At 36.4% G+C, this 24,823-nt stretch carries 37 protein-coding genes; 30 read left to right on the top strand and 7 right to left on the bottom strand.

What is annotated here, in order from left to right; translation table 11 throughout:
* The first annotated feature begins 59 nt into the window (after positions 1 to 59).
* A complete protein-coding gene (locus tag FW780_RS12540; protein WP_149833914.1) occupies positions 60 to 551 on the top strand; it encodes a low affinity iron permease family protein in 492 nt (163 codons plus the stop codon).
* A gap of 105 nt (positions 552 to 656) precedes the next feature.
* Here the strand turns inward: FW780_RS12540 and FW780_RS12535 are convergent, their stop codons facing one another.
* From FW780_RS12535 to FW780_RS12505, 7 genes are all read right to left on the bottom strand, one after another.
* On the bottom strand, positions 657 to 3,383 hold the full coding sequence (locus FW780_RS12535) for a hypothetical protein (RefSeq protein ID WP_149833913.1): 2,727 nt from the start codon (positions 3,381 to 3,383) through the stop codon (positions 657 to 659).
* A 77-nt stretch (positions 3,384 to 3,460) separates the two neighbouring features.
* Positions 3,461 to 4,438, bottom strand: coding sequence for a hypothetical protein (locus tag FW780_RS12530; RefSeq protein WP_149833912.1), 978 nt, complete (start codon positions 4,436 to 4,438; stop codon positions 3,461 to 3,463).
* Between the two features lie 137 nt (positions 4,439 to 4,575).
* A complete protein-coding gene (locus FW780_RS12525; protein WP_149833911.1) occupies positions 4,576 to 4,998 on the bottom strand; it encodes a hypothetical protein in 423 nt (140 codons plus the stop codon).
* A 179-nt stretch (positions 4,999 to 5,177) separates the two neighbouring features.
* Positions 5,178 to 5,990 carry a hypothetical protein gene (locus tag FW780_RS12520; protein WP_407643678.1) on the bottom strand — a complete coding sequence of 271 codons (813 nt, stop codon included), beginning with the start codon at positions 5,988 to 5,990 and terminating at the stop codon, positions 5,178 to 5,180.
* Positions 5,991 to 5,995: 5 nt separating this feature from the next.
* Positions 5,996 to 6,751, bottom strand: a complete 756-nt coding sequence (locus FW780_RS12515) for an MIP/aquaporin family protein (protein WP_317131562.1) — start codon at positions 6,749 to 6,751, stop codon at positions 5,996 to 5,998.
* Entirely contained in the window at positions 6,751 to 8,247 is a 1,497-nt protein-coding gene (gene glpK, locus FW780_RS12510) for a glycerol kinase GlpK (protein WP_149833909.1), read from the bottom strand. Before glpK ends, FW780_RS12515 begins: the two co-directional genes overlap by 1 nt.
* A 10-nt stretch (positions 8,248 to 8,257) precedes the next feature.
* Complete coding sequence (locus FW780_RS12505) at positions 8,258 to 9,856, bottom strand: glycerol-3-phosphate dehydrogenase/oxidase (RefSeq protein ID WP_149833908.1); 1,599 nt, start codon at positions 9,854 to 9,856, stop codon at positions 8,258 to 8,260.
* Between the two features lie 116 nt (positions 9,857 to 9,972).
* On the opposite strand from FW780_RS12505, the gene FW780_RS12500 reads away from it, so the two are divergent.
* From FW780_RS12500 to rplQ, 29 genes are all read left to right on the top strand, one after another.
* On the top strand, positions 9,973 to 10,737 hold the full coding sequence (locus FW780_RS12500) for a DeoR/GlpR family DNA-binding transcription regulator (protein WP_167510706.1): 765 nt from the start codon (positions 9,973 to 9,975) through the stop codon (positions 10,735 to 10,737).
* Positions 10,738 to 10,986: 249 nt separating this feature from the next.
* Positions 10,987 to 11,610: a 50S ribosomal protein L3 gene (gene rplC, locus FW780_RS12495; RefSeq protein ID WP_047422405.1), complete on the top strand. Its 624-nt coding sequence runs from the start codon at positions 10,987 to 10,989 to the stop codon at positions 11,608 to 11,610.
* Positions 11,601 to 12,230, top strand: a complete 630-nt coding sequence (rplD, locus tag FW780_RS12490; protein ID WP_047422406.1) for a 50S ribosomal protein L4 — start codon at positions 11,601 to 11,603, stop codon at positions 12,228 to 12,230. The genes rplC and rplD overlap by 10 nt, the downstream gene beginning before the upstream one ends.
* A 3-nt stretch (positions 12,231 to 12,233) precedes the next feature.
* The gene (gene rplW, locus FW780_RS12485; RefSeq protein WP_047376571.1) at positions 12,234 to 12,524 is read left to right on the top strand and encodes a 50S ribosomal protein L23; all 291 of its coding nucleotides are present in this window, start codon (positions 12,234 to 12,236) and stop codon (positions 12,522 to 12,524) included.
* Between the two features lie 22 nt (positions 12,525 to 12,546).
* On the top strand, positions 12,547 to 13,368 hold the full coding sequence (gene rplB / locus FW780_RS12480; protein ID WP_027381305.1) for a 50S ribosomal protein L2: 822 nt from the start codon (positions 12,547 to 12,549) through the stop codon (positions 13,366 to 13,368).
* A 2-nt stretch (positions 13,369 to 13,370) separates the two neighbouring features.
* Positions 13,371 to 13,649 carry a 30S ribosomal protein S19 gene (gene rpsS / locus FW780_RS12475; RefSeq protein WP_034678015.1) on the top strand — a complete coding sequence of 93 codons (279 nt, stop codon included), beginning with the start codon at positions 13,371 to 13,373 and terminating at the stop codon, positions 13,647 to 13,649.
* Positions 13,650 to 13,651: 2 nt separating this feature from the next.
* Positions 13,652 to 14,050, top strand: a complete 399-nt coding sequence (gene rplV / locus FW780_RS12470; RefSeq protein ID WP_047096818.1) for a 50S ribosomal protein L22 — start codon at positions 13,652 to 13,654, stop codon at positions 14,048 to 14,050.
* Positions 14,051 to 14,057: 7 nt separating this feature from the next.
* Positions 14,058 to 14,807 (top strand): 30S ribosomal protein S3, encoded by a 750-nt coding sequence (gene rpsC, locus FW780_RS12465; protein ID WP_034694675.1) that lies wholly within the window; start codon positions 14,058 to 14,060, stop codon positions 14,805 to 14,807.
* A gap of 98 nt (positions 14,808 to 14,905) precedes the next feature.
* On the top strand, positions 14,906 to 15,331 hold the full coding sequence (rplP, locus tag FW780_RS12460; protein WP_002983219.1) for a 50S ribosomal protein L16: 426 nt from the start codon (positions 14,906 to 14,908) through the stop codon (positions 15,329 to 15,331).
* Between the two features lie 12 nt (positions 15,332 to 15,343).
* Complete coding sequence (gene rpmC / locus FW780_RS12455; protein WP_034694678.1) at positions 15,344 to 15,529, top strand: 50S ribosomal protein L29; 186 nt, start codon at positions 15,344 to 15,346, stop codon at positions 15,527 to 15,529.
* 12 nt (positions 15,530 to 15,541) lie between these two features.
* Positions 15,542 to 15,796, top strand: a complete 255-nt coding sequence (gene rpsQ / locus FW780_RS12450) for a 30S ribosomal protein S17 (protein WP_027371715.1) — start codon at positions 15,542 to 15,544, stop codon at positions 15,794 to 15,796.
* A gap of 2 nt (positions 15,797 to 15,798) precedes the next feature.
* Positions 15,799 to 16,167, top strand: coding sequence for a 50S ribosomal protein L14 (rplN, locus tag FW780_RS12445; RefSeq protein WP_002983226.1), 369 nt, complete (start codon positions 15,799 to 15,801; stop codon positions 16,165 to 16,167).
* 21 nt (positions 16,168 to 16,188) lie between these two features.
* Entirely contained in the window at positions 16,189 to 16,515 is a 327-nt protein-coding gene (gene rplX / locus FW780_RS12440; protein ID WP_047376572.1) for a 50S ribosomal protein L24, read from the top strand.
* Between the two features lie 11 nt (positions 16,516 to 16,526).
* Positions 16,527 to 17,078 carry a 50S ribosomal protein L5 gene (gene rplE, locus FW780_RS12435; protein ID WP_047422408.1) on the top strand — a complete coding sequence of 184 codons (552 nt, stop codon included), beginning with the start codon at positions 16,527 to 16,529 and terminating at the stop codon, positions 17,076 to 17,078.
* A gap of 3 nt (positions 17,079 to 17,081) precedes the next feature.
* Complete coding sequence (gene rpsN, locus FW780_RS12430; protein WP_002983233.1) at positions 17,082 to 17,351, top strand: 30S ribosomal protein S14; 270 nt, start codon at positions 17,082 to 17,084, stop codon at positions 17,349 to 17,351.
* Positions 17,352 to 17,498: 147 nt separating this feature from the next.
* Positions 17,499 to 17,897, top strand: a complete 399-nt coding sequence (gene rpsH / locus FW780_RS12425) for a 30S ribosomal protein S8 (protein WP_047376575.1) — start codon at positions 17,499 to 17,501, stop codon at positions 17,895 to 17,897.
* Between the two features lie 17 nt (positions 17,898 to 17,914).
* Positions 17,915 to 18,460, top strand: a complete 546-nt coding sequence (rplF, locus tag FW780_RS12420) for a 50S ribosomal protein L6 (RefSeq protein ID WP_129038319.1) — start codon at positions 17,915 to 17,917, stop codon at positions 18,458 to 18,460.
* Positions 18,461 to 18,475: 15 nt separating this feature from the next.
* Positions 18,476 to 18,829, top strand: a complete 354-nt coding sequence (rplR, locus tag FW780_RS12415; protein ID WP_034694689.1) for a 50S ribosomal protein L18 — start codon at positions 18,476 to 18,478, stop codon at positions 18,827 to 18,829.
* Between the two features lie 19 nt (positions 18,830 to 18,848).
* Positions 18,849 to 19,370: a 30S ribosomal protein S5 gene (rpsE, locus tag FW780_RS12410; protein ID WP_045491132.1), complete on the top strand. Its 522-nt coding sequence runs from the start codon at positions 18,849 to 18,851 to the stop codon at positions 19,368 to 19,370.
* An 11-nt stretch (positions 19,371 to 19,381) separates the two neighbouring features.
* Positions 19,382 to 19,558: a 50S ribosomal protein L30 gene (gene rpmD, locus FW780_RS12405; RefSeq protein WP_027371710.1), complete on the top strand. Its 177-nt coding sequence runs from the start codon at positions 19,382 to 19,384 to the stop codon at positions 19,556 to 19,558.
* A gap of 21 nt (positions 19,559 to 19,579) precedes the next feature.
* Positions 19,580 to 20,029: a 50S ribosomal protein L15 gene (gene rplO / locus FW780_RS12400; RefSeq protein WP_089692683.1), complete on the top strand. Its 450-nt coding sequence runs from the start codon at positions 19,580 to 19,582 to the stop codon at positions 20,027 to 20,029.
* 9 nt (positions 20,030 to 20,038) lie between these two features.
* Entirely contained in the window at positions 20,039 to 21,418 is a 1,380-nt protein-coding gene (gene secY, locus FW780_RS12395; RefSeq protein ID WP_047376580.1) for a preprotein translocase subunit SecY, read from the top strand.
* A 3-nt stretch (positions 21,419 to 21,421) separates the two neighbouring features.
* The gene (gene infA, locus FW780_RS12390) at positions 21,422 to 21,637 is read left to right on the top strand and encodes a translation initiation factor IF-1 (RefSeq protein WP_034684855.1); all 216 of its coding nucleotides are present in this window, start codon (positions 21,422 to 21,424) and stop codon (positions 21,635 to 21,637) included.
* A gap of 63 nt (positions 21,638 to 21,700) precedes the next feature.
* The gene (rpmJ, locus tag FW780_RS12385; RefSeq protein WP_007839480.1) at positions 21,701 to 21,817 is read left to right on the top strand and encodes a 50S ribosomal protein L36; all 117 of its coding nucleotides are present in this window, start codon (positions 21,701 to 21,703) and stop codon (positions 21,815 to 21,817) included.
* A 9-nt stretch (positions 21,818 to 21,826) separates the two neighbouring features.
* Positions 21,827 to 22,204, top strand: a complete 378-nt coding sequence (rpsM, locus tag FW780_RS12380) for a 30S ribosomal protein S13 (protein ID WP_002983260.1) — start codon at positions 21,827 to 21,829, stop codon at positions 22,202 to 22,204.
* Positions 22,205 to 22,216: 12 nt separating this feature from the next.
* Positions 22,217 to 22,606 carry a 30S ribosomal protein S11 gene (gene rpsK, locus FW780_RS12375; protein WP_047376581.1) on the top strand — a complete coding sequence of 130 codons (390 nt, stop codon included), beginning with the start codon at positions 22,217 to 22,219 and terminating at the stop codon, positions 22,604 to 22,606.
* 19 nt (positions 22,607 to 22,625) lie between these two features.
* Positions 22,626 to 23,234: a 30S ribosomal protein S4 gene (gene rpsD / locus FW780_RS12370; RefSeq protein ID WP_047096812.1), complete on the top strand. Its 609-nt coding sequence runs from the start codon at positions 22,626 to 22,628 to the stop codon at positions 23,232 to 23,234.
* 33 nt (positions 23,235 to 23,267) lie between these two features.
* Positions 23,268 to 24,263 carry a DNA-directed RNA polymerase subunit alpha gene (locus FW780_RS12365; RefSeq protein WP_047376582.1) on the top strand — a complete coding sequence of 332 codons (996 nt, stop codon included), beginning with the start codon at positions 23,268 to 23,270 and terminating at the stop codon, positions 24,261 to 24,263.
* Positions 24,264 to 24,269: 6 nt separating this feature from the next.
* A complete protein-coding gene (rplQ, locus tag FW780_RS12360) occupies positions 24,270 to 24,791 on the top strand; it encodes a 50S ribosomal protein L17 (RefSeq protein ID WP_027371704.1) in 522 nt (173 codons plus the stop codon).
* Positions 24,792 to 24,823: the final 32 nt, after the last annotated feature.

Raw genomic sequence — 24,823 nt, 5'->3', positions numbered from 1 at the left:
TAACTTTTCCATAATTTCTGATTAATTTTTATAAATTTATTATATTAAAAACAGAAGTTATGAGTCATAAAGGACATCATTTTTTTGAACAGTTTTCAAACTGGGCTGTAAAATTTACAGGAAGTCCAATTGCTTTTATAGGAGCTTTCCTGATCGTGGTAATATGGGCGGTCACAGGTCCTTTTTTTGGCTACTCTGAAACCTGGCAGCTGGTAATCAATACCGGAACTACAATCATTACTTTTCTCATGGTGTTTCTCATTCAAAAGGCTCAGAATAAAGATTCAAAAGCGATACAAATCAAACTGAATGAAATTATAGCCGCTCACGAAAAAGCGAGCAACAGAATTGTAGATATTGAAGACCTTACGGAAGCAGAATTGGACCAGCTTCATATTTATTATGAAAAATTGGCTCAGCTTGCTAAAAAAGATGCAGATATTCATACTTCCCATTCCATTGATGCTGCGCAGAGAAATCAGGATTACAAGTACGAATTCTTTAAAAGAAAACATGAAGAATGGATTCAGAAGCAGGAACACAAAAAATAAATGTGCATTTGCCTTAAAACTCTAAAATATAATTATTGAATATTTTTCAATACAAGATAAAAATAAAAAACCTCTGATAATTCAGAGGTTTTTTTATGAATGATGTTATCTCATAAAATAGCTGAAATAACTACAGCTTCCCATTAAGTTTTTCGTTGTTTCAGTATCGGAATACTGTGCTTTCAACTGAGCAAAATAGGTTCTGTATTTTTGATTTTTAAGATTGTCCATTTCCTTTTGGCGGGCGTCTTCTTTTTCAGACCATTTCGGATCAGAATAATCAAAATCTTTTGGAGCTTTCGCTTCGTACTGATAATATTTACCCTGTTCAGCACTTGCCATCTGGAATAAAATTCTTGCTTTTTCTTCTTTATTGTTTGAAAGCTTAAGTGCCTTCTGATAATAGTTGATTGACAGATCAAAATTGTCAGGTTCAATATAAGAAGTGTCCAGGAAGTTCTTATAATAATACTTGTAAGGATTCTTTCTGTCAGTATTCCAGAAATCATATTTGCCGCCATTGCTGTTGTCAATATCCATTACAAATAATTGACGGTAATATCCTAAAATAGAGGTATTGTATAATAAGTTTCCAATAAGCTGGTTGGCTTTTGCAGCTTTTTCACCAGTTCCGTTTCCTATCTTTTTAAGCTGAATCAGTACATTTGCCAACTCAAGTTTGTCCATGCTGGTTGTAATGAAAGGGAAATCAGTATAATTCTCAGCTTTCATACTTTCCGTATCCGGACTTCCGAAACTTTCCCAAACATTATGCCCGAATACAAGATTTGATATATTTTTAAACCCATTATATTCGGCAGAAGTATATTGTTTTGGAGTGATGGTCTGGCCGTTCTTTTCGGTCCATTCATAATTCTGTCTTGGAATACCGGCAAAGTTTTTAGCTTTTTCATAATAAGATTTCGCTTTTTCAAAATCGGCAAGTCTCATGGCTCTGTCCCCATATATGTTATTGAAGAAAGCATCAATATTGCCTACGCTATCCATATTTTTAGCAATAATCTGTTGCTCAAACTGGGTTTTATCAGGTTTTCTGTAAAACTCTTCCACACTCTTTACAAGGGTAGAATTCGGATTGTACTGAAGATCCGAAAGTTTATTGTTCATCAGGAATGATTTTCCGTCTTCTCCCTGAAGGAAATAACGGTTTGCCAAAACATCCTTGAGGAAGTCTGCAGTAGAAGGCACTTCACCATAATAATCGAAATTGTCTGTAGTGGCTGTGTCTTTCTCTACTTTTTTCTCTACGAAATATTCTGCATAATCTTTCATCAGATGATCTTCATAGGCAGCGTCAATCCTTGGCTGGGAAACAATGTCATTCAAAACCTTCATTCGTTTGATTTCTTCCAGATATTCAGGATTCGTTGTTTTAATATCTTCCAGGATTTCTGTACTTCCTTTATAATCTTTTTTCAGGAATTTAAGATAAGCATCTGCGATCTGCCAATATTCATCCTTGGACTTTTCTTTTGTTTTGTCAGTGAATTTTTGAAGGTCATCAAGGTAGTCTTTCATTTTATCATCATATCCATAGCCGGAAGTAGTATAGAACGGAATCCTGTTTGGATTGTCCAGCAATTCATCATCGCTTTGATCTGTTTTCTTCCCATCAGCAGATTCTTTAGATTTTGAACCTCCGAACAGGTTTTTAAAGAACCTTACAATTTTTTGCCAGAAAGATAGCTTTTCCTCCTTTACTTCAGTGGTGGTAGTGGCTATAGCATCTTTTGTAGAAGTATTGTTATCGGCTTTTCCTCTTTGTATATATGGACTATTGGCAGCGTCTGAAGTATAGTAATAGGTAGGCAGATAACTTCTTTCCAGTTCATTGATGCTTCTTGCCGCCATTACCTTTAGGATTTCAGAATCAGGATTGATTTCATACATCTTTTCCATAGTAGGAATTGGATTGTTGAAGTCCTCATACCCTAAAAGGAAATAAGCCATATTCTTTTCTTCATTCGTATTGGCTCTTTTCATGATGTTGCTGAAAGAGGCTGTATCAGAAAGTTTCATAGAAACAAATGCAGATTCCTTGCGGTCTTTGCTGTTCATGAATACCTGAAAGAAATTCCAGTTGGCATCGCTGTTCATTTCCAGCCCTCTTTGTGCCCCGGCCAATTGATCCAGAGACATAAAGTAAACGGTTCCTTTCAATTTGATAGGAGCAACATAGGTTTTGAAAGCCTGCATTGCAGAATCATAATTTCTGGTATAATGATTAAGACGTACCAGCTGGTATCCGTAACGTTGTTTGATTTCAAGGTTTCTTGCCGCATTGTATAAAGACGTTAAGGCAGCAATCGTTTTATTGTAGTCAAGAGCGGTGGCATTTTTCCTGTTGGCATCTCTATCATAATAAAATGAATTCTCATTTTCAACATAATTGATGCTCATATAAGGCTCCAGATACTTGGCTTCAATCAAATAATCAAGACCTTCCTTATATTTTTGGTAGAATCCTGCTCCTAGCTTTTGTAGAAGAGGATTGGTTGGACTTCCATTTTTTAAGGCATTCAGGTCGTTCATACTCATCTTATACACCAGATTCTGAGTCTCGGTATAGGTAAGTTGATTATTAAAGAACTTTTTCCATGTTTCAATATTATCATCAGGAATCAATGCCGGATTGTATCCTCCATAGAACCTGCTGGAATAATTGTGCAGAAAAGGAAGATAGGCCTTGTCTTTGATGATGGTTTGCGTGAAAAGGTTGAAGTAATCATAATCAGGATCTGACCACGCACAGGCGTCAGATTGTGTATAGAAAAGTGATACAACCGCAAGTGAAAGAATATACTTTTTCATAGGGTGCGTAGTGTTTTTTTAATTTTTGTAATAGTTTATGGTTTGGTCTTGACAGTATGTCTTTATCTCTGAGAGATTTAAAATTTTCGATCTAACACAAATTTACTATCTAATTGATAATAAATAATATTAAAATGTGGGATTTTTTTCTGTAAAAAAATGATAGCCTCTTTAAGCTGTTCTTCTGAGATTTCTTCTGTTTTTATTTTGAAACCTTTGTTTAAATAACTTCCAAAGTAAAATCCGTCTTTCAAAACCTGAATTTCATGATCGGATATCTTTTTGAAATTTGGGTTTTCAAGATCTCTTTTAGATAAAGCATTGATCAGTTTATGTTTTCCCAAATGATTGGTGACAATTCCCCAGGAATAAATAGGAAGCGCTACTTCAACTTTTTTGATAGGGTAGTCTTCCATTTTTGAAAGATAGCTTTTTAGAATATTGATGTCCAGAATAGAGTTCTTGTCAGATTTTTCCAGTGGTGATGAAGTAGAGTAGCACATCAGGTATACTTTTTCTACAGGAGGAATTCCGGTCTGTTTTTTATCTTTCACCTGATGAAGACGAAGTGTGCAGGTAACTTCCTTTCCTGAGATCTTTTTGAGTTCTTTCAGAAATTTAAAATAATCATTCCGTGTTCCGGCCGTCCAGTCACAGTCGATCTGAATTTCATTATTGGTTTTCAGATGATACTCATCCGCTTTCTTTTGAATTAAAAGATGGATGCTTTCCGCAAGAAACCTGATCTCTTCCGCAGAAATACCCAATAAAGTCTGATTGGTAATAAAAACCGTGGGAACTATCTGTTTATCTGTTTTGAAGCTTTTGTCTTTGGTGATAACAGCTACCGGCTGAAATTTTCCGTTCACTTTATCAACATCAAAAAATCTGGTGTATACGTAAGGGACAGTTGCCTGATCTAGTATTTTCTTTTCTTCAGAATCCAGTTTCAGGTTGGTCTTCCAGTAATAGAATGTATAAGGATGATTTTCTTTCCTGCTGCATGACACAATAAGAAAAAAGAGAAGTAATAATAGGATTTTAAAATTTTTCATGAGTTTTAATCATCCTTCAAAAATAAAGATATTTAGGGAGAATATAAACCGTGAAATCCCGGTGATTAATTTTACGGATCGCTTTTCACAACAAGAAAGCCGCCCCAATGGAGCGACTCTCTCTATATATTATTTTACTACTTGTAAAGTTCACTTTCGCACTTACAGGTTTCCTTATCGATGCTTTCTCTGGAAGAACAGCATCCATCAAGATGTAGAATATTTCCCCTTTCATCAGTAAGATAAATTTTGTCTTTGTCGAATTTTACCAGAAATGTCTCGTCATATTCTTTGAAAACTACTTTCATTACTTTATTAGGGGCATATTTTCCGGCATTGATTTCCTCTGTTGTTTCTTTTCCGTCTGCCTGATTCACCTGAACATATCCAAAATGAACATCACCGTCCGCTTTTATATCCAGATAATAGTGAGGAGTGCCGGTGCCGCTGTATCCTTTCATGATATCAAAGCTTCTGTGTCCGGTAAAAGGAACCTTTACCTGCTGGGCTAAAGTAAAAATACTAATACACAGGATCATTAAACTGAAAATCTTTTTCATTAATCTTTTTTTCAAAAGTATAGATATTTAAGCAAAATATTCTCCGTAAAAACCCGGTTATTGATGGGGTTTTTACCATATTTTAGAATCGTATAATTATTCTCCTTTTTAAGGAAGAGTGATGTAGTAAAAAACCACTCCAAAAAGAGTGGCTTTTCTATAATTTAGTTTAATTCAGATTAAAAAACAGTTGCCGCAAGCTGAATTCTTGCATATTTGTTAGACGGATTCCACATGGCCATCATGGATACAGGAAGGCTGTAATGATCTGTGATCTTAACCACTTTTCCTGCTTTTACTCCTACATTTACAATGTCGAAGCTGTTTTTGCCATTACCATATAAAAAAGTTTTGTCGTTGAGAGCAAATCCGGCTCCTACAAAAGCATCAAGGTTTACTTTCTGACCACTAATGACAGGATAACTCACCTGTACATAAGTAGAGTATCTGTTTTTCTTATAACTTCCGTCAGCTTCCAGGATTACTTCTCCTGCATTGGCTCCTCCATACAGCATAATGTCAGCTTCAATATTGATCGGGAATGAAGGTCCGAAAGTATAATTTGTTCTTAAATCAATAATATGGGCAGTTCTTCTCTGTGAATAGCTGAAGATGTCATCAGCAGCTACTGCAGTATTGATATTTCTTGAATTATAAAGATCCCATAATCCAATATAAAAACGTCCGTCAGAATACTGAACGTAATAATTGATTTCCTTATAATGAGTATTATCCTTATCATCCGCTAGTGCAGAAGCTCCCCAAATTCCCACTTTCCATTTCTTCTCCGCATCTAAAGCGTAGGAAAGATTTCCCATCACAACAGGTTTATCAGTAATAATAAGCCCTCTCCATAAGTGATTGTTCTGAATGTTGGCTGTAAAATCAAGTCTTCCTTCTTTGGTTTCCTTGGTTTCACCATTTTCCTGTGAAAATAATCTTCCTGTGCCTATAGCAAGAAGAAAGATTCCCTTTAAGATTTTTTTCATCATTTGTTTTATTTTAAAAATCCGTATATAACTGCAGCAATAATAGCACCTGTAATAGGTCCTACAACAGGAATCCAGGCGTACCCCCAGTCACTACTTCCTTTTACAGGTAAGATAGCGTGCATGATTCTTGGAGCAAGATCTCTTGCGGGGTTGATGGCATATCCAGTAGTTCCTCCAAGGGATAAACCTATTACCCATACAAGAAAGGTAACGGGAATAGCGCCTACAGTACCTAACCCAACTTTGGCATTTGGATCAGTCTGTAAAGAAATACTCGGGTCAGAAAAATGGAAAATAACAAATACAAGTACAAATGTTCCGATAATCTCACTGATAAGATTAGAAGATGTTTTTCTGATAGCCGGACCAGTACTGAAACAGGCCAGTTTGGCTCCTTCATCTTCCGTGATCGCAAAATGATCTTTGTGGAAAAGCCATACTAAAAATGCACCCAGCATTCCTCCAATCATTTGAGCTGCAATATAAGACGGAACAAGATCCCACGAAAATTTTCCTGCAGTGGCCAGTCCAATGGTTACAGCTGGATTCAGATGGGCACCACTTATTGGCCCTGCAACAGTTACTCCCACAAAAACGGCCAATGCCCAAGCGGTAGTAATAACAATCCATCCGGAATTATTTCCTTTCGTATCTTTTAAGACAACATTGGCTACAACACCGTTGCCTAGCAATATAAGAAGCATCGTCCCGATAACTTCTGCGATAAATGGGGTCATATAAGTTTTTTTTGATAAGTGAATTAATCTTCTATCCAGCTTTGAGAACGTGATACAGCTTTTCTCCAAGAGTGTACCATTTTATCAACATGTTCTTTTTCCAATTGAGGATGGAAATCTTTATCAACAATCCATTGAGACTGAATTTCAGCGATATCTTTCCAGTATCCTACAGCAAGGCCGGCAAGATAGGCTGCTCCTAAAGCTGTTGTTTCAAGAGTTTTAGGTCTTGTGATTTTAAAGCCGAAAAGATCAGACTGTATCTGCATCAGAAGATCACTTGCAGAAGCACCTCCGTCTACTCTTAATTCAAGACTTGCTCTTCCGGAATCTGCTTCCATTGCTTTTACGATATCGTAAACCTGAAATGCAATTCCTTCCAATGTTGCTCTTGCGATATGGGCATCGGTAGTACCACGGGTGATTCCCACAATAGTTCCACGGGCATACTGATCCCAATAAGGCGCACCAAGCCCCGTTAATGCAGGAACGAAATATACACCGCCATTATCTTCTACAGAAGCCGCCAGTTCATTCACCTGGTCCGAAGAATGAATCAATTTAAGACCATCTCTTAACCATTGAATGGCTGCGCCTCCTACAAATACACTTCCTTCTAATGCATAGTTTACTTCTCCATTGATTTTCCAGGCTACAGTTGTCAAAAGATTGTTTTTAGAAGAAACAGCTTCTGTTCCTGTATTCATTAATAAGAAACATCCTGTTCCATAGGTATTTTTTACCATTCCCGGAGTGATGCACATCTGGCCAAATAATGCAGCCTGCTGATCACCCGCAATTCCTGCAATCGGAATTTTGGTAGAGAACAGAGTAGTGGCCGTTTCACCATACACCTCACTGCTTTGTTTTACTGCAGGCAGAATGGCTTTTGGAATGTTGAATAATTCTAATAAATCATTATCCCATTCTAAAGTATGAATATTCAGAAGCATTGTTCTGCTGGCATTGGAAACATCTGTGATAAACATTTTTCCGCGGGTAAGTTTCCAGACAAGCCATGTGTCAACCGTTCCGAAACACAATTTCCCTTCTTCTGCCTTTTGTCTTGCTCCTTCTACACTATCGAGAATCCATTTTAGCTTCGTCGCTGAAAAGTAAGCGTCCAGAACAAGTCCTGTTTTTTCTTTGATGATTTCTGCGTGTCCTTGTTCTTTCAGTTCATCGCAGTATTTTGACGTTCTGCGGTCCTGCCATACAATAGCATTGTAGATAGGTTCACCGGTTTCTTTATCCCAGACAATGGTTGTTTCACGTTGGTTCGTAATACCGATTGCGGCAACTTCCAGACCGGAGATTCCGGCTTTTGCGATAACTTCTGCTGCTACAGAGATCTGTGAAGACCATATTTCATTTGGATCGTGTTCTACCCAGCCTGGGGTAGGGAATATCTGACTGAAGTCTTTCTGAGATACATATTTTATTTCTCCACTGTGATTGAAGAGAATCGCTCTGGAGGAAGTTGTTCCCTGGTCTAGAGCGAGAATCAGTTTTTCATTCATGTATATAATGCTAATTTAGGTTGATAACTTTAGGTGAATAAGGAGTTAATAAATACCCTTTTGCTAATTCAATGAATTCATTTTCCTGCTGCTGAGCCCATTCTTCAGAATATCCTTTTTCCTCAGCAATGATTCTTGCCACGTTATGAGCGCTGTCTATAGCGGCTCTTGCATCAAGAAATAGTAAACGTACCCTTCTTGCAAGAATATCTTCAATTGTTTCTGCCATCTCCGTTTTTACGGCCCATACTATTTCGGCTACTGTAAAAGGATGATCCGGATGGATCTTTTGAGCATAACGAGGATTGCTTTCCTGCAACGCTTTTATAGAAGGAATATCAGATCCGTAAACATACAGGTGATTCGTTCTGTCTACCTGTTCCGGTTTTACGTTTCCATGAATGGACAGATGTTCTGTTTTAGATGGGTTATTTCCCAACCTGTGAATTTTCATGGCTTCGTTTATAGTATCTTCTGCCATTTTACGGTAAGTAGTCCATTTTCCTCCTATAATAGAAACCAGTCCTGTTTCTGAAGTAATCACTTTATGGCTTCGGGAAACTTCTTTTGTGCTTTTGCTTCCGTCTTTAGGAGCGGCAAGAGGACGCAGTCCGGCGAAAACTGATTTTACATCTTCACGGGTTGGTTTTTTGGCTAAATATTGTCTTGCCGTATTTAAAACAAAGTTAATCTCTTCTTCTAAGGCACGAGGCTCGAAACTTTCATCCTTTAAAAGAGTATCTGTAGTTCCTACCAAAGCTCTGTCATGCCATGGAACAACAAATAAAACCCTGCCGTCTGAAGTTTTTGGAATCATGATGGCATCATCACTTTTCAGGAAAGATTTATCTAATACAAGGTGAATTCCCTGGCTTGGAACAACGAGTTTACCATGCTTAGGGTTGTTCATATTAAGAATGTCATTTGTAAAGACACCGGTTGCGTTGATGACTACTTTACCATGAATCTGATACTGTTGTTTAGAAAACTGATCTTCTGCAACCACGCCAATTACTTTATCGGAAGCATCTTTTAGAAGGTTGATGACTTTTACATAATTAACTGCACTTCCGCCTTTTTCAATGATTGTTTGGGTAAGGTTAATCGCAAGTCTGGCATCGTCAAATTGTCCGTCCTGGTAAACAACGCCACTCATCAAGTGATTTTGTTCAATAGTTGGAAGCTTTTCAACGGTTTTTGATTTGCTGATGTATTTCGTTTTACCCAGACTTAGTTTTCCTGCAAGGAAATCATAAATGGAAAGTCCTATTTTATAGTAAATACCTCCCCACCATGTATAGTTTGGGATAATGAAAGACTGATTTTTTACGATATGCGCTGCATTTTTTGCAAGAAGTCCTCTTTCTTTCAATGCTTCTTTTACCAATCCGACATCTCCCTGGGCAAGATATCTTACTCCGCCGTGTACCAGTTTGGTACTTCTGCTGGATGTTGCTTTTGCAAAATCATGAGATTCAATCAATAAAGTTTTGAATCCTCTGCTTACTGCGTCTAATGCTGAACCTAAACCACTGGCTCCTCCTCCTATGACAATAAAGTCCCATTCTTTTACATTGGTTAACTTACTGAGTTCTTCGTTTCGTTTCATAAATGTTTCGTTTATGTTTCGTTTTCAAATATATAAATTAAAAATGAAAGCAAAAAGAAAATAAATGAAATTTTAAGAAGTGAAAAAAAAAAGGTAATTTTGATGAAACGAATAAAATGGAAAAGCTGATACCAAGACAGGATGAAATATTGAAAGAGCTTGATGAAAAAGGACATGTCCTTGTTCAGGATCTGTGTGAAAAACTCAATGTTTCTTCAGTTACGATCCGAAAGGATTTGAACTATCTTGAAAGTCTGGGGCTTCTTTTCAGAAATCATGGAGGAGCGAGTAAGCAGGTGAGATATGCTTATGAAAAAAATGTAGTAGAGAAAGAAAGTATCAATGTGGAGGCGAAGCAGGCTATTGCAAGGGCTGCTTTGTCATTGATTCAGGAAAACGACTGTATTATTTTAGCATCCGGAACAACGATGCATTATCTTGCCAGGATGCTGATGAATTTTGGTCCGCTTACAGTATTGACGTCTTCTTTACGGGTGGCGATTGAACTTTGCAATAATCCTAATATTAATATTATACAGCTGGGAGGTGAAGTGCGGAAAAGTTCTACCTCTATAGTAGGTTCTATTTCCGAAGGTATTCTTAAGCAGTTTTCATGCAATAAACTTTTTCTGGGAGTTGATGGTATTGATCCGGAATTCGGAATCAGTACTTCCAATGCTGCAGAAGCCCACCTGAATCAGATTATGATGGAATGTGCAGATCAAACAGTGATTCTCGCAGATTCCTCAAAGCTGAATAAGAAAGGATTTGGAAAAATAGCAGCTTTGGATCAGGTGGATTATCTGATTACGGATAGTTGTATTTCTACGGAAGACAGGGCTGGACTGGAAGAAGTTGGAGTTACTGTTCTTGCTCAATAAGGTCTTCATCTTAATTTCTTTTTAAAAATCAAAATAAATCTTTGGGAAAGTTGTTCTGAATTTTTTCAAAATCATCTAATTGATTAAAAATCAAAATATTTTACTCAAAATATTTGTCAGTTATAAAATAATTCATAAATTTGCACACTCATTTTAGGAGCGTAGTATGCCTATATCAAAAGTAGAAATTACTTCAGACTTCCGAAAAATAGTGATAAATAAAGGATAAATTTTATTATAATATAAACAATGTCAGGTATTATTGGTAAAAAAATCGGTATGACATCTTTGTTTAACGAAGAAGGGAAAAACATTCCTTGTACAGTTATTCAAGCTGGTCCATGCTCGATTTTACAGGTCAGAACCTTAGAAAAAGACGGTTATACAGCTGTTCAATTAGGTTTCGATGACAAGAGTGAGAAGAACGTTGGTAAAGCGTTAGCTGGTCATTTTAAAAAGGCTGGTTCTGCTCCTAAAGCTAAATTAGTAGAATTCCACGATGGATTTACTGAAGCAAAAGTAGGAGAGGTGGTAAGTGTTGATCTATTCATCGAAGGTGAGTATGTAGATGTAACAGGAACTTCAAAAGGTAAAGGCTTCCAGGGTGTTGTTAAAAGACACGGATTTGGAGGTGTAATGCAGGCAACTCATGGTCAGCACAACAGACTTAGAGCTCCAGGTTCTATCGGTGCTGGTTCAGACCCTTCAAGAGTATTCAAAGGGATGAGAATGGCTGGAAGAATGGGAGGTGAGCAGGTAACTGTTCAAAACCTTCAAGTGTTAAAAGTTGATCAAGAACAAAATCTTTTAGTAGTAAAAGGTGCTGTTCCGGGAGCTAAAAATTCTTATGTAATTATCAGAAAATGGAACTAGTAGTATTAAATACATCAGGAAAAGAGACCGGAAGAAAAGTAACTCTAGACGAAACAGTATTCGGAATTGAGCCAAATCAGCACGCGGTTTACTTAGAAGTTAAACAGTATCTTGCTGCACAAAGACAGGGTACTCATAAAGCAAAAGAAAGAAGCGAAATTACTGCTTCTACTAAAAAGCTTAAGAAGCAAAAAGGATCTGGATCTGCTAGATACGGGGATATCAAATCTCCAACTTTCAGAGGTGGAGGTAGAGTATTCGGACCAAAACCAAGAGACTACAGATTCAAATTGAACAAAGCTCTTAAGAGATTAGCTAAAAAATCTGTTTTATCTCAAAAAATGAGAGACAACAGCATTAAAGTTTTAGAAGATGTGAGCTTTGCTGCTCCTAAGACTAAAGATTTCATCAATGTATTAAATGCATTGGAACTTAACGGTAAAAAATCTTTATTCGTTCTTCCTGAAGCTAACAAGAATGTGTATTTATCTTCAAGAAACTTGCCTAAAACTAAAGTAATGAACTTCAACGAAATCAGTTCTTACGATTTAGTAAATGCAGGTGAGATTATTTTCTTCGAAGGTGCAGTTGAAAAATTCCAGGAAAATTTAAAGAAATAAGTCATGTCTATTATTATTAAACCAGTTATTTCAGAAAAGGCTAATTACCTTACAGATTTAAGAGGTTCTTATTCTTTCTTAGTTGATCCTAAGGCGAATAAAATCCAGATTAAAAAAGCTGTTGAAGCAGCTTACGGTGTAAAAGTAGCAGACGTTAACACAATGATTTATGCTCCGAAGGTTTCTTCAAAGTACACTAAAAAAGGTCTTCAAGTAGGAAAGACAAACAAATTGAAAAAAGCGGTAATCAAACTTGCTGAAGGTGAGGTTATCGATATTTTTGCTGTAAATTAATTATTAATTATAAATAATAGTAATGTCTGTTAGAAAATTAAAACCTATCACCCCGGGACAGAGATTCAGAATTGTAAACAATTTTGAGGAAATTACTACCAACAAACCAGAGAAGTCTCTAACAGTTGGTATTAAAAAGTCAGGTGGACGTAACCAAACAGGTAAAATGACCATGCGTTACACCGGAGGTGGACACAAAAAGAAATACAGAATTATTGACTTCAAAAGAAACAAAGCAAACGTTGAAGCAACTGTAAAATCTGTAGAATACGATCCAAACAGAACTGCATTTATCGCTTTATTAGAGTACGCAGACGGAGAGAAGAGATATATCATCGCTCCAAACGGTATCAAAGTTGATCAGAAAGTAGTTTCAGGAGAAAGCGTTGAACCAAACGTAGGTAACGCAATGAAATTGAAAAATATTCCATTGGGTACTGTAATCTCTTGTGTTGAAATGAAGCCTGGTCAAGGTGCTATTTTAGCAAGAAGTGCTGGTTCTTCAGCTCAATTAACTTCTAGAGACGGAAAATATGCAATCATCAAGTTGCCTTCAGGAGAATCAAGAATGATCCTTACTGAATGTATGGCTATGATTGGTTCAGTTTCCAACTCAGATCACCAATTAACTGTATCAGGTAAGGCTGGTAGAAGCAGATGGTTAGGTAGAAGACCAAGAACAAGAGCGGTAGTAATGAACCCTGTAGATCACCCAATGGGTGGTGGTGAAGGACGTTCTTCTGGAGGTCACCCAAGATCTAGAAACGGTAAACCAGCTAAAGGTTACAAAACTAGAAAGAAAAACAAAGTGTCTAACCGTTACATCGTATCTAAAAGAAAATAATTATGGCAAGATCACTTAAGAAAGGACCGTTCATTCATCATACTTTAGATAAGAAGGTTCAGGCAAATATAGAAGCTAACAAGAAAACTGTTATCAAAACTTGGTCTAGAGCATCGATGATCTCTCCGGACTTCGTAGGACAAACTATTGCTGTACACAACGGGAAATCTTTTATCCCGGTTTACGTTACAGAAAACATGGTTGGTCACAAGTTAGGCGAATTTTCTCCAACAAGATCTTTCAGAGGTCATGGTGGTAACAAAAATAAAGGAAGCAGATAATCATGGGATCAAGAAAACAAGATAGTTCAATCGCAAGAAAAGAAGCTAACAAAGACGTTGTAAAAGCTTCATTAAATAATTGCCCGTCTTCTCCAAGAAAAATGAGATTAGTTGCTGATATCATTAGAGGAGAGCAGGTAGATAAAGCACTTTATATCCTAAAATATTCTAAGAAGGATGCTTCTAACAAGTTAGAAAAATTACTTCTTTCTGCTATGGCAAACTGGCAGACTAAAAACGAAGGTGCTGATATTGAAGAAGCAAACCTTATCGTTAAAGAAATCTTCGTGGATAGTGCAAGACAATTGAAGAGACTAAGACCAGCTCCACAAGGTAGAGGGTATAGAATCAGAAAAAGATCTAACCACGTTACATTAATCTTAGGTAACAAAGAAAATTAATCAAGGTATGGGACAGAAGACAAATCCAATTGGTAATAGATTAGGTATCATCAGAGGATGGGATTCTAACTGGTTTGGTGGAAACGATTATGGAGACAGAATCGCTGAAGACTACAAAATCAGAAGATACCTTGAGGCTAGATTATCTAAAGGTGGTATTTCAAAAATCTATATTGAAAGAACACTAAAATTAGTAACAGTTACAATTACTACTGCTAGACCGGGACTTATCATCGGTAAAGGAGGTCAGGAAGTTGATAAATTGAAAGAAGAATTGAAGAAACTTACAGGTAAGGATATTCAAATCAACATCTTCGAAATCAAAAGACCTGAACTAGACGCTGTATTAGTTGCTGATAGTATTTCTAAGCAAATTGAAAACAGAATTTCTTACAGAAGAGCTGTTAAAATGGCAATGGCAAGTACTATGAGAATGGGTGCTGAAGGGATCAAAGTTCAAATCTCTGGTAGATTGAACGGTGCTGAAATGGCAAGATCAGAATCTTTCAAAGAAGGAAGAATTCCATTGTCAACTTTCAGAGCTGATATTGATTACCACTGGGCAGAAGCTCACACTACTTACGGTAGACTAGGAGTAAAAGTTTGGATCATGAAAGGTGAAGTTTACGGTAAAAGAGAACTTTCTCCACTAGTGGGACAACAGAAAAAAGGAGGTCAGTCAGACAGAGGAAACAGAGGAGGAGACAGAGACAACAGAAGACCTAGAAAAAACAACAACAATAACAATAATAATTAAAATTTTAGATTAGAAATTTTGAATTTTAAATTACCGTTACTTTTTTAAAATTAAAAAAAATCTAAAATCTAAAATCTAAAATCTAAAATTTAGAAATTATGTTACAACCAAAAAGAACCAAATTCCGTAGAGTTCACAAGATGAAGATGAAGGGGAATGCCCAAAGAGGTAGTCAACTTGCTTACGGAACTTTTGGGATCAAAGCAACGGAAGGAGCTTGGATCACTGCAAGACAGATTGAAGCAGCTCGTATCGCTGCGACAAGATATATGAAGAGAGAAGGTCAACTATGGATCAAAATCTTCCCAGATAAGCCAATTACTAAAAAACCTGCGGAAGTACGTATGGGTAAAGGTAAAGGTGCTGTTGAATATTGGGTAGCTGTAGTAAAACCAGGTAAAATTATGTTTGAAGTTGGAGGAGTTCCTTACGAAGTAGCGAAAGAAGCTCTTAGACTTGCAGCACAAAAATTACCAGTAGTTACTAAATTCATCGTTGCTAACGATTTTGTTAAACCTCTATAATCTTTGAATACAATGAAAAATGCTGATATTAAAAATTTAAGCGCGGGTGATATTCAAGCTCAATTAACTGAAGCAAAAGCTCAATATTCTAAATTGAAATTAGCTCATGCAATCAGCCCAATTGAAAACCCGATTCAAATCAGAGATTTGAGAAAAACAATCGCAAGACTAAACACTGAGTTAACTAACAAACAATAATTTCATTTTACAATGGATAGAAATTTAAGAAAAGAAAGAATCGGAGTGGTTTCCAGCAATAAAATGGAAAAAACTATTGTTGTTAGTGAAACTACAAGAGTAAAGCACCCGATGTACGGTAAATTCGTTTTGAAAACGAAAAAATATACTGCACACGACGAGAACAACGAATGCACAGAAGGTGATACAGTTCTTATCCAAGAAACTAGACCTTTGAGCAAGAGCAAGAGATGGAGATTAGTAAGAATCATTGAAAAAGCTAAGTAATAATGTTACAAACAGAATCAAGATTAAAAGTTGCTGATAACACAGGTGCTAAAGAAGTACTAGTTATTAGAGTTCTGGGAGGAACCAGAAGAAGATATGCTTCAGTTGGTGATAAAATCGTTGTTACTATCAAGGATTCTACACCATCAGGAAACGCTAAAAAAGGTCAGGTATCTAAAGCTGTAGTAGTAAGAACTAAAAAAGCAGTAAGAAGAAAAGATGGTTCATACATCAAATTCGACGACAATGCTTGTGTATTACTAAACGCAGCGGGAGAAATGAGAGGAACGCGTGTTTTCGGACCAGTTGCTCGTGAGTTGAGAGACAAAGAATATATGAAAATCATTTCATTAGCTCCTGAAGTACTTTAATTTTTAAAATTTTTAAAAGAAATGTCAAAGTTAAAAATAAAAAGAGGAGATAACGTAATCATTACTACTGGTAAGAAAGATATCAAAGGTAAGACTGGTGAAGTTATTGAAGTGATTAAGAAAGAAGGAAAAGACCCTAGAGTAATCGTTGCAGGACTTAACATCGTTAAAAAACACGTTAAGCCTTCAGCTTCAAATCCTCAAGGAGGAATTACTGAAAAGGAAGCTTCTATTCATATCTCAAACGTAGCTTTAGTTGGTAAAGACGGAAAAGCTATCAAAATCGGTTACAAAATCGAAGGAGATAAGAAAGTGAGAGTTAACAAAAAAACGGGTGAAACTTTATAATTTGAATTAACATGGAATTTATAGCAAGACCCAAAAAAATATACAAAGAGCAAATTGTTCCTGCAATGATGGAAGAATTTGGGTACAAGTCTATCATGCAAGTACCTAGATTAGAGAAAATTGTTGTATCACAAGGTTTAGGAGATGCTACTGCAGATAAGAAAATCATTGATTATGCTGTAGAAGAATTAACAAACATTACAGGTCAGAAAGCAGTAGGTACAATCTCTAAGAAAGATGAAGCTGCATTCAAACTAAGAAAAGGAATGCCTGTAGGAGCAAAAGTAACATTGAGAGCTCAGAGAATGTATGAGTTCTTAGACAGACTTACTTCTTCTGCTTTACCACGTATCAGAGATTTCTCTGGTATCAAAGCAGATGGTTTCGATGGTAGAGGTAACTACAACTTAGGTATTACTGAGCAAATTATCTTCCCTGAAATCGTAATTGACAAAGTGAAAAAAATCCAAGGGATGGACATCACTTTCGTAACTACTGCGAAAACAGATAAAGAAGCTAAAGCATTATTAACTCACTTCGGTTTACCATTTAAAAAGAACTAAGAAATGGCTAAAGAATCAATGAAAGCGCGTGAGCGCAAAAGAGAAGCACTAGTTGCTAAATACGCTGCTAAAAGACAAGCTCTTAAAGAAGCTGGTGATTACGAAGGACTTCAAAAATTGCCTAAAAATGCTTCTCCTGTAAGATTACACAACAGATGTAAACTAACAGGTAGACCAAGAGGATATATGAGAACGTTTGGTATTTCCAGAGTAACTTTCAGAGAAATGGCTAACAACGGTCTTATCCCAGGTGTAAGAAAAGCTAGTTGGTAATAATTACTAATTAAAAATCGGGACAATTAAGTTGTCAGGATACTAAAGAACAATAATATCAGACTGAGGTTTTCTGAAGTCTGATATTTTTCTCTTCAAGTCTTTTCAATACTGATTGTTCTTTAACCAATAATTTATAAAAGAAAAATGGTAACAGATCCAATTTCAGATTTCCTAACAAGAGTAAGGAACGCACAAAGCGCAGGCCACAAAGTGGTGGAAATTCCTGCATCGAAAATCAAAAAGGAGATTACTAAGATCCTATTTGATCAAGGGTATATCTTAAACTTCAAGTTTGAAGATAACGCTGTTCAAGGAGTGATCAAAATCGCTTTAAAGTACGATAAGCAAACTAACAAACCTGCTATTAAGTCTATTCAAAGAGCTTCTAGACCAGGTTTGAGACAGTACAAAGGTTCTACTGAACTTCCAAGAGTACTAAACGGTTTGGGTATTTCTATCATCTCTACTTCTAAAGGAGTAATGACTGACAAGAAAGCTAGAGAAGAGAAAGTAGGCGGTGAAGTAATCTGCTATGTTTATTAATTTTTAATCAGAGGAAAATGTCAAGAATTGGTAAAGCAATTATAACAATTCCAGCTGGAGTTACAATCACTGAAAATAACGGTGTAGTAACTGTAAAAGGAGCGAAAGGAGAACTTTCTCAGGAGCTTACAGCAGGAATTACTTTAGAACAAAAAGATGGTGAGCTTAATGTAAACAGACCATCTGATTCTAAACAACACAAAGCGCTTCACGGTTTATACAGAGCGTTGATCGCCAACATGATCGTAGGTGTATCAGAAGGTTTCGAAAAGAAACTAGAACTAGTAGGGGTAGGATACAGAGCTTCTCACGCAGGTCAAAAACTTGAGTTAGCTTTAGGATTCTCTCACGGTATCGTATTAGAACTTCCAAGTGAAGTAAAAGTTGATACATTGACTGAAAAAGGTAAAAACCCAATTATTACTTTAACGTCTCACGACAAGCAACTTCTAGGAATGGTTACTGCAAAGATCCGTTCTTTCAGAAAGCCTGAGCCATACAAAGGAAAAGGTGTGAAATTCGTAGGAGAAATTGTTAGACGTAAAGCTGGTAAATCTGCTTAATAAATTATAAGTATTATGGCATTAAGTAAATTAGAAAAAAGAATAAGAATCAAAAGAAGAGTAAGAGGGAAAATCTCTGGATCTTCTGAATTGCCAAGATTATCTGTATACAAAAGTAATAAGGAAATTTACGCTCAGTTAATCGACGATAAAAATGGTAAAACTTTAGCATCAGCTTCTTCTAGAGAAAAAGGTGTAGACGCTAAAGGTACTAAGACTGAAGTTTCTGCTGCTGTTGGTAAAGCTATCGCTGCTAAAGCTATTGCTGCAGGAATTGAAAGTATTGTATTTGACAGAAACGGTTTCGTATATCACGGTAGAGTAAAAGCTCTAGCTGATGGTGCGAGAGAAGGAGGACTTAAATTCTAATCATTAAATTTCGGAAAATATGTTAGGACTAGATAATATAGAAAGAGTAAAACCGGGAGGATTAGAATTAAAAGATCGTCTCGTAGCTGTTAACAGAGTAACAAAAGTAACTAAAGGAGGTAGAGCTTTCGGATTTTCTGCTATTGTTGTAGTAGGTAATGAAGAAGGTATTATCGGTTTTGGTTTAGGAAAATCTAAAGAGGTTGCTTCTGCAATTGCTAAAGCAGTTGAAGACGCTAAGAAAAACCTTGTGAAAGTTCCTGTAATGAACCATACTATTCCTCACCAAACTACTGCTAGATACGGTGGTGCAGATATCTTCTTAAGACCTGCTTCTCACGGTACAGGACTTATCGCCGGTGGTGCGGTAAGAGCGGTATTGGAATCTGCTGGTATTCACGATATCCTTTCAAAATCTAAAGGATCTTCTAACCCTCACAACGTGGTGAAAGCTACTTTCAAAGCGTTATTGGATATCAGAAGACCTGAAGAGATCGCTAGAATGAGAGGAGTTTCTCTAAGTAAAGTGTTTAACGGTTAATAATTAAAACAATGGCAACAATTAAAGTAAAGCAAGTAAGAAGCGCTATTGGTAGAACAAAAACCCAAAAGAGAACGCTTGAAGCATTAGGATTAAAAAAACTTCACCAAGTTGTAGAACACGAAGCTACTCCTTCTATTTTAGGAATGATAGCTGCTGTAGGTCACTTACTAGAAGTTCAAAAATAATTTTATAAAAGAGAAATTAAAATGAATTTAAACAATATACAACCTGCTGCAGGATCTACTTTCAACTCAAAAAGAATTGGTAGAGGTCAAGGTAGTGGAAAAGGAGGTACTTCAACAAAAGGACACAAAGGTCAGAAAGCTAGAGCTGGTTATTCTCAGAAAATCGGTTTTGAAGGTGGACAGATGCCTTTACAAAGAAGATTACCTAAATTCGGATTCAAAAACGTAAACAGAAAAGAGTTTAGAGGAGTTAACCTTGATACTATTCAGACTTTAATCGAGAACAAATCCATCACTGGAGATATCACGAAAGAAGTTTTAGTAGAAAACGGGATAGTTTCTAAAAACGAATTAGTGAAAATTATGGGTAGAGGAGAATTGAAATCTGCGGTTTCAATCTCTGCTGACAAATTCACTAAATCTGCTGAAGAGCTTATTGCTAAAGCAGGTGGAAAAGCAATTACCTTATAATACTTACTAATGAAAGAATTTATACAAACACTTAAAAATATATGGAGCCTAAAGGAGTTAAGAGATAAAATTCTCTTTACGTTAGGTATTATCCTTGTGTATAGATTCGCATCTTATATCTCACTTCCTGCAATTAACCTTGCAGAGGTGGGAGATCTCTTAGAGCATTATAAAAATCAAGGCGGTAACAAGCAAGGAGCAGGTCTCCTTGGCTTGCTTTCGTCGTTTACGGGGGGAGCTTTCAGCCACGCTTCCGTAATGGCGTTGGGAATTATGCCTTATATTTCTGCTTCTATTATTGTTCAGTTGATGGGAATGGCTATTCCTTATCTTCAGAAGCTTCAGAAAGATGGAGAGTCAGGTAGAAATACATTGAACCAAATTACAAGATGGTTAACAATTGGAGTTTGTCTGGTACAGGCACCTTCTTATTTAACTTCTATTACTCAATTATTCTTACCGTATGCTCAGTTCCAATCTGCATATTTTGTAGAGCCAAATTCTATCATGTTCTGGTTACCAAGTATTGTTATCCTGGTTGCTGGTTCAGTATTCGCAATGTGGTTAGGTGAGAAAATCACCGACAAAGGTATCGGAAATGGTATCTCTATCCTTATTATGGTGGGGATTCTTTCAAGATTACCTGAAGCATTCGTACAGGAAATGGCCGTGCAGAACGGAAAAGGAGGAATGGGATCTATCATGATCCTTATTGAAGTATTATTCTGGATGGTAGTTGTTCTTCTAGCCGTGATTTTATCTGTGGCTGTTAGAAAAATTCCAATTCAGTATGTAAGCAGAGCTCAAGCAAGAGGAGGTGTAAACAAGAATCTTATGCAGGGCGCAAGACAGTGGATTCCATTGAAAGTAAATGCTGCTGGTGTAATGCCGATTATCTTTGCTCAGGCATTGATGTTCGTACCAGGATTATTAACAAAATTCGATGAGTCTAACACTTTTCTTGCAGGTTTCAAGAATGTTTTTAGCTGGCAGTACAATGTATTGTTTGCGCTATTAATTATTATCTTCTCGTTTTTCTATACTGCAATTACAATTCCGGTAAACCAGATGGCTGATGATTTGAAGAGAAATGGAGGTTTAGTACCGAAAGTAAGACCAGGGAAAGAGACAGCAGATTACTTAGATGATATTTTATCAAAAATTACCTTGCCAGGTGCAATTTTTTTATCTATCTTTGCAGTCCTTCCAGCAATTGTGCATGGAAGCTTTGTTCAGACAGATGCGTTTGCCCTATTTTTCGGGGGAACGTCACTATTAATTATGGTGGGTGTAATTTTAGATACTGTTCAACAGATTAATACATATCTGCTGAATCATCATTATGATGGCTTAATGCAGTCTAAACTGTCTAGAACGACTGGATATTAATTTATGGCAAAACAAAAACATATTGAACAAGACGGCGTTATAACGGAAGCACTTTCGAACGCTCAGTTCCGTGTAGAACTTGAAAATGGGCATATTCTTATCGCTCATATTTCCGGTAAAATGCGAATGCACTATATTAAACTTTTACCTGGTGATAAGGTAAAACTAGAAATGTCTCCCTATGATTTAACAAAAGGGAGGATCACATTTAGATATTAAAACAATTAGCCAAATGGAATTCTCATTCCATTTGGCAATTTGTAAAAAATAAATACTATCAAAATGAAAGTAAGAGCATCAATTAAAAAAAGAAGCGCTGATTGCAAAATCGTACGCAGAAAAGGTGTACTGTTCGTAATCAACAAGAAGAACCCAAAATTTAAACAAAGACAAGGCTAACATTAAATTATGGCGAGAATTGCAGGTATTGATTTACCAAAAAACAAAAGAGGTGTTATCGGTTTAACTTACATCTATGGAGTAGGAAGAAGTACTTCTTCTGAAATCCTTAAAGCTGCCGGTATCAGCGAAGACAAGAAAGTCAACGAATGGAATGACGATGAATTGGCTGCAATCAGAACATATATCTCTGAAAACGTTAAAGTAGAAGGAGAGTTAAGATCTGAAGTGCAATTGAACATCAAGAGATTGATGGACATAGGATGCCAACGAGGAATACGTCACAGACTAGGATTACCTTTAAGAGGCCAGAGAACGAAAAACAACTCTAGAACCCGTAAAGGAAAGAGAAAAACAGTTGCTAACAAGAAAAAGGCAAGTAAATAATCGTTAGGAATTATGGCAAAACAAAGTAAAGTAGTTAAAAAAAGAAAAGTAAAAGTTGAAGCTATTGGTGAAGCACATATTCAAGCTTCTTTCAATAACATCATCATTTCTTTAACAAATAAAAGTGGAGAGGTTATCTCTTGGGCATCTGCCGGTAAAATGGGATTCAGAGGTTCTAAAAAGAACACTCCTTTTGCTGCTCAAATGGCAGCTGAAAATTGCTCTGCTGTAGCTCATGAAGCTGGATTAAGAAGAGTAAAGGTGTTTGTGAAAGGTCCAGGTGCAGGTAGAGAATCTGCAATCAGATCTATTCACAATTCAGGAATTGAAGTTAGCGAAATCATTGATGTGACTCCAATGCCGCACAATGGATGTAGACCACCAAAAAGAAGAAGAGTTTAATTTTTAGAATTTACCCATTATGGCAAGATATATTGGACCTAAAACTAAGATTGCTAGAAAGTTTGGTGCTGCAATCTACGGAGATGATAAAAACTTCGAAAAAAGAAAGAACCAACCGCCAGGACAACACGGTCCTAACAAAAGAAGAGGTGCTAAAAAATCAGAATATGCAGTTCAGTTAGCTGAAAAACAAAAAGCTAAATATACTTACGGTATTTTAGAAAGACAGTTTGCTAACTTATTTGAAAAAGCACACAGAAGCAAAGGAGTAACAGGTGAAGTTCTATTACAACTTTGTGAATCAAGATTGGATAACGTAGTGTACAGATTAGGTTTTGCTAAAACTAGATCAGGTGCAAGACAATTGGTTTCTCACAGACACATCACTGTGAACGGAGAAATTCTTAATATCCCTTCTTACTTGGTAAAAGCTGGTGATGTAATCACTGTAAGAGAAAAGTCTAAGTCTCTTGAAGTTGTTACCAATGCATTGGCTTCTAAGTCAAACTATGAGTGGTTACAATTCAACGATGAGAAGAAAGAAGGTACTTTCATTTCTGCTCCTGAAAGAATCCAGATTCCGGAGGACATTAAGGAGAACCTTATCGTGGAACTTTACTCTAAATAATTTTTTAATCAAATTTTTGCTCAACCCAATAATATGGCAATTTTACAATTCATAAAACCCGATAAAGTAATTTTACTTAACTCTGATGAATTTAAAGGTCAATTCGAATTCAGACCTTTAGAACCAGGTTTCGGGCTTACAATCGGTAATGCTTTGAGAAGAGTGTTGCTTTCTTCTCTGGAAGGATACGCTATTTCATCTATCAAAATAGAAGGTGTAGAGCACGAATTTTCAACTATTCCAGGAGTAATCGAAGACGTTACCGAAATTATTCTTAACCTTAAGCAGGTAAGATTAAAAGCTGCAGCAGAAGGCCAGGCTAACGAGCAGGTTGTTGCTAAAGTTTCAGGTCAGACGGTTATTACTGCTGGTGATTTAGGAAAGTCTATCAATGGATTTGAGGTTTTAAACCCGGATTTAGTGATTTGCAACCTAAACAGTGATGTAACTTTCGAAATTACTTTCAATATTGAAAAAGGTAGAGGGTATGTGCCTTCTGAACAGAATAAGTCAAACAATGCTCCTGTAGGAACTATTGCTATCGACTCTATTTTTACGCCGATCAAGAAAGTACAATATAGCATTGAAAATTATCGTGTAGAGCAAAAAACAGACTACGAAAAACTTGTATTAGATATAGAAACTGATGGGTCTATCAGCCCTCAGAATGCTTTAACTGAAGCTTCTAAGATATTAATTTATCACTTCATGCTATTCTCTGATGAGAGAATCACGCTTGAAACTGAAGCTGTAAAAGCATCTATCCAGTACGATGAAGAAACTCTTCACACAAGACAACTTCTTAAGTCTAAATTAGCAGATATGGATCTTTCTGTAAGAGCCCTTAACTGTCTAAAAGCAGCTGAAGTAGAAACTCTTGGAGAATTGGTTTCTTACAGTAAGTCTGATTTGATGAAATTCAGAAATTTTGGTAAAAAATCTTTGACAGAACTAGAAGAATTAGTGCATTCAAAAGGTCTTAACTTCGGTTTCGACGTTGCAAAATATAAGTTAGACGCTGATAAATAATTAATAATGAGACACGGTAAAAAATTCAATCACTTAGGAAGAACAGCTTCTCACAGAAGTGCTTTACTTTCTAATATGGCTTGTTCTCTAATTGAGCATAAAAGAATCAACACTACTGTAGCTAAAGCTAAAGCTTTAAGAGTATATGTTGAGCCTCTATTAACAAAAGCAAAAGAAGATACTACACACAACAGAAGAGTAGTATTCTCTTACCTTCAAAATAAATTTGCGGTTGCTGAATTATTCAGAACTGTAGCTCCTAAAATCGCTGAAAGAAACGGTGGTTATACAAGAATCATCAAGACAGGATTCAGACCAGGTGATGCTGCTGATACTGCTCTTATCGAATTAGTAGATTTCAACGAGCTTTACAACCCTAATGCTGAAGAGAAAAAAGCTACAAGAAGAAGCAGAAGATCAACTGCTGCACCTAAAAAAGCTGAAGCTGTAGTAGCTGAAGCACCTGCAGTAGAAGAGAAAGTAGAAGAAGCTAAAGCTGATACTACTGAAGAAAAAACTGAAGAATAATATTCATTCAGATATATAAAAAAAGCCATCCG

It is taken from the genome of Chryseobacterium sediminis (assembly GCF_008386505.1).
Lineage (GTDB): Bacteria > Bacteroidota > Bacteroidia > Flavobacteriales > Weeksellaceae > Chryseobacterium > Chryseobacterium sediminis.
Note: the sequence above shows the minus strand (reverse complement) of the source record. Positions and strands in the feature narration are given on the sequence as shown.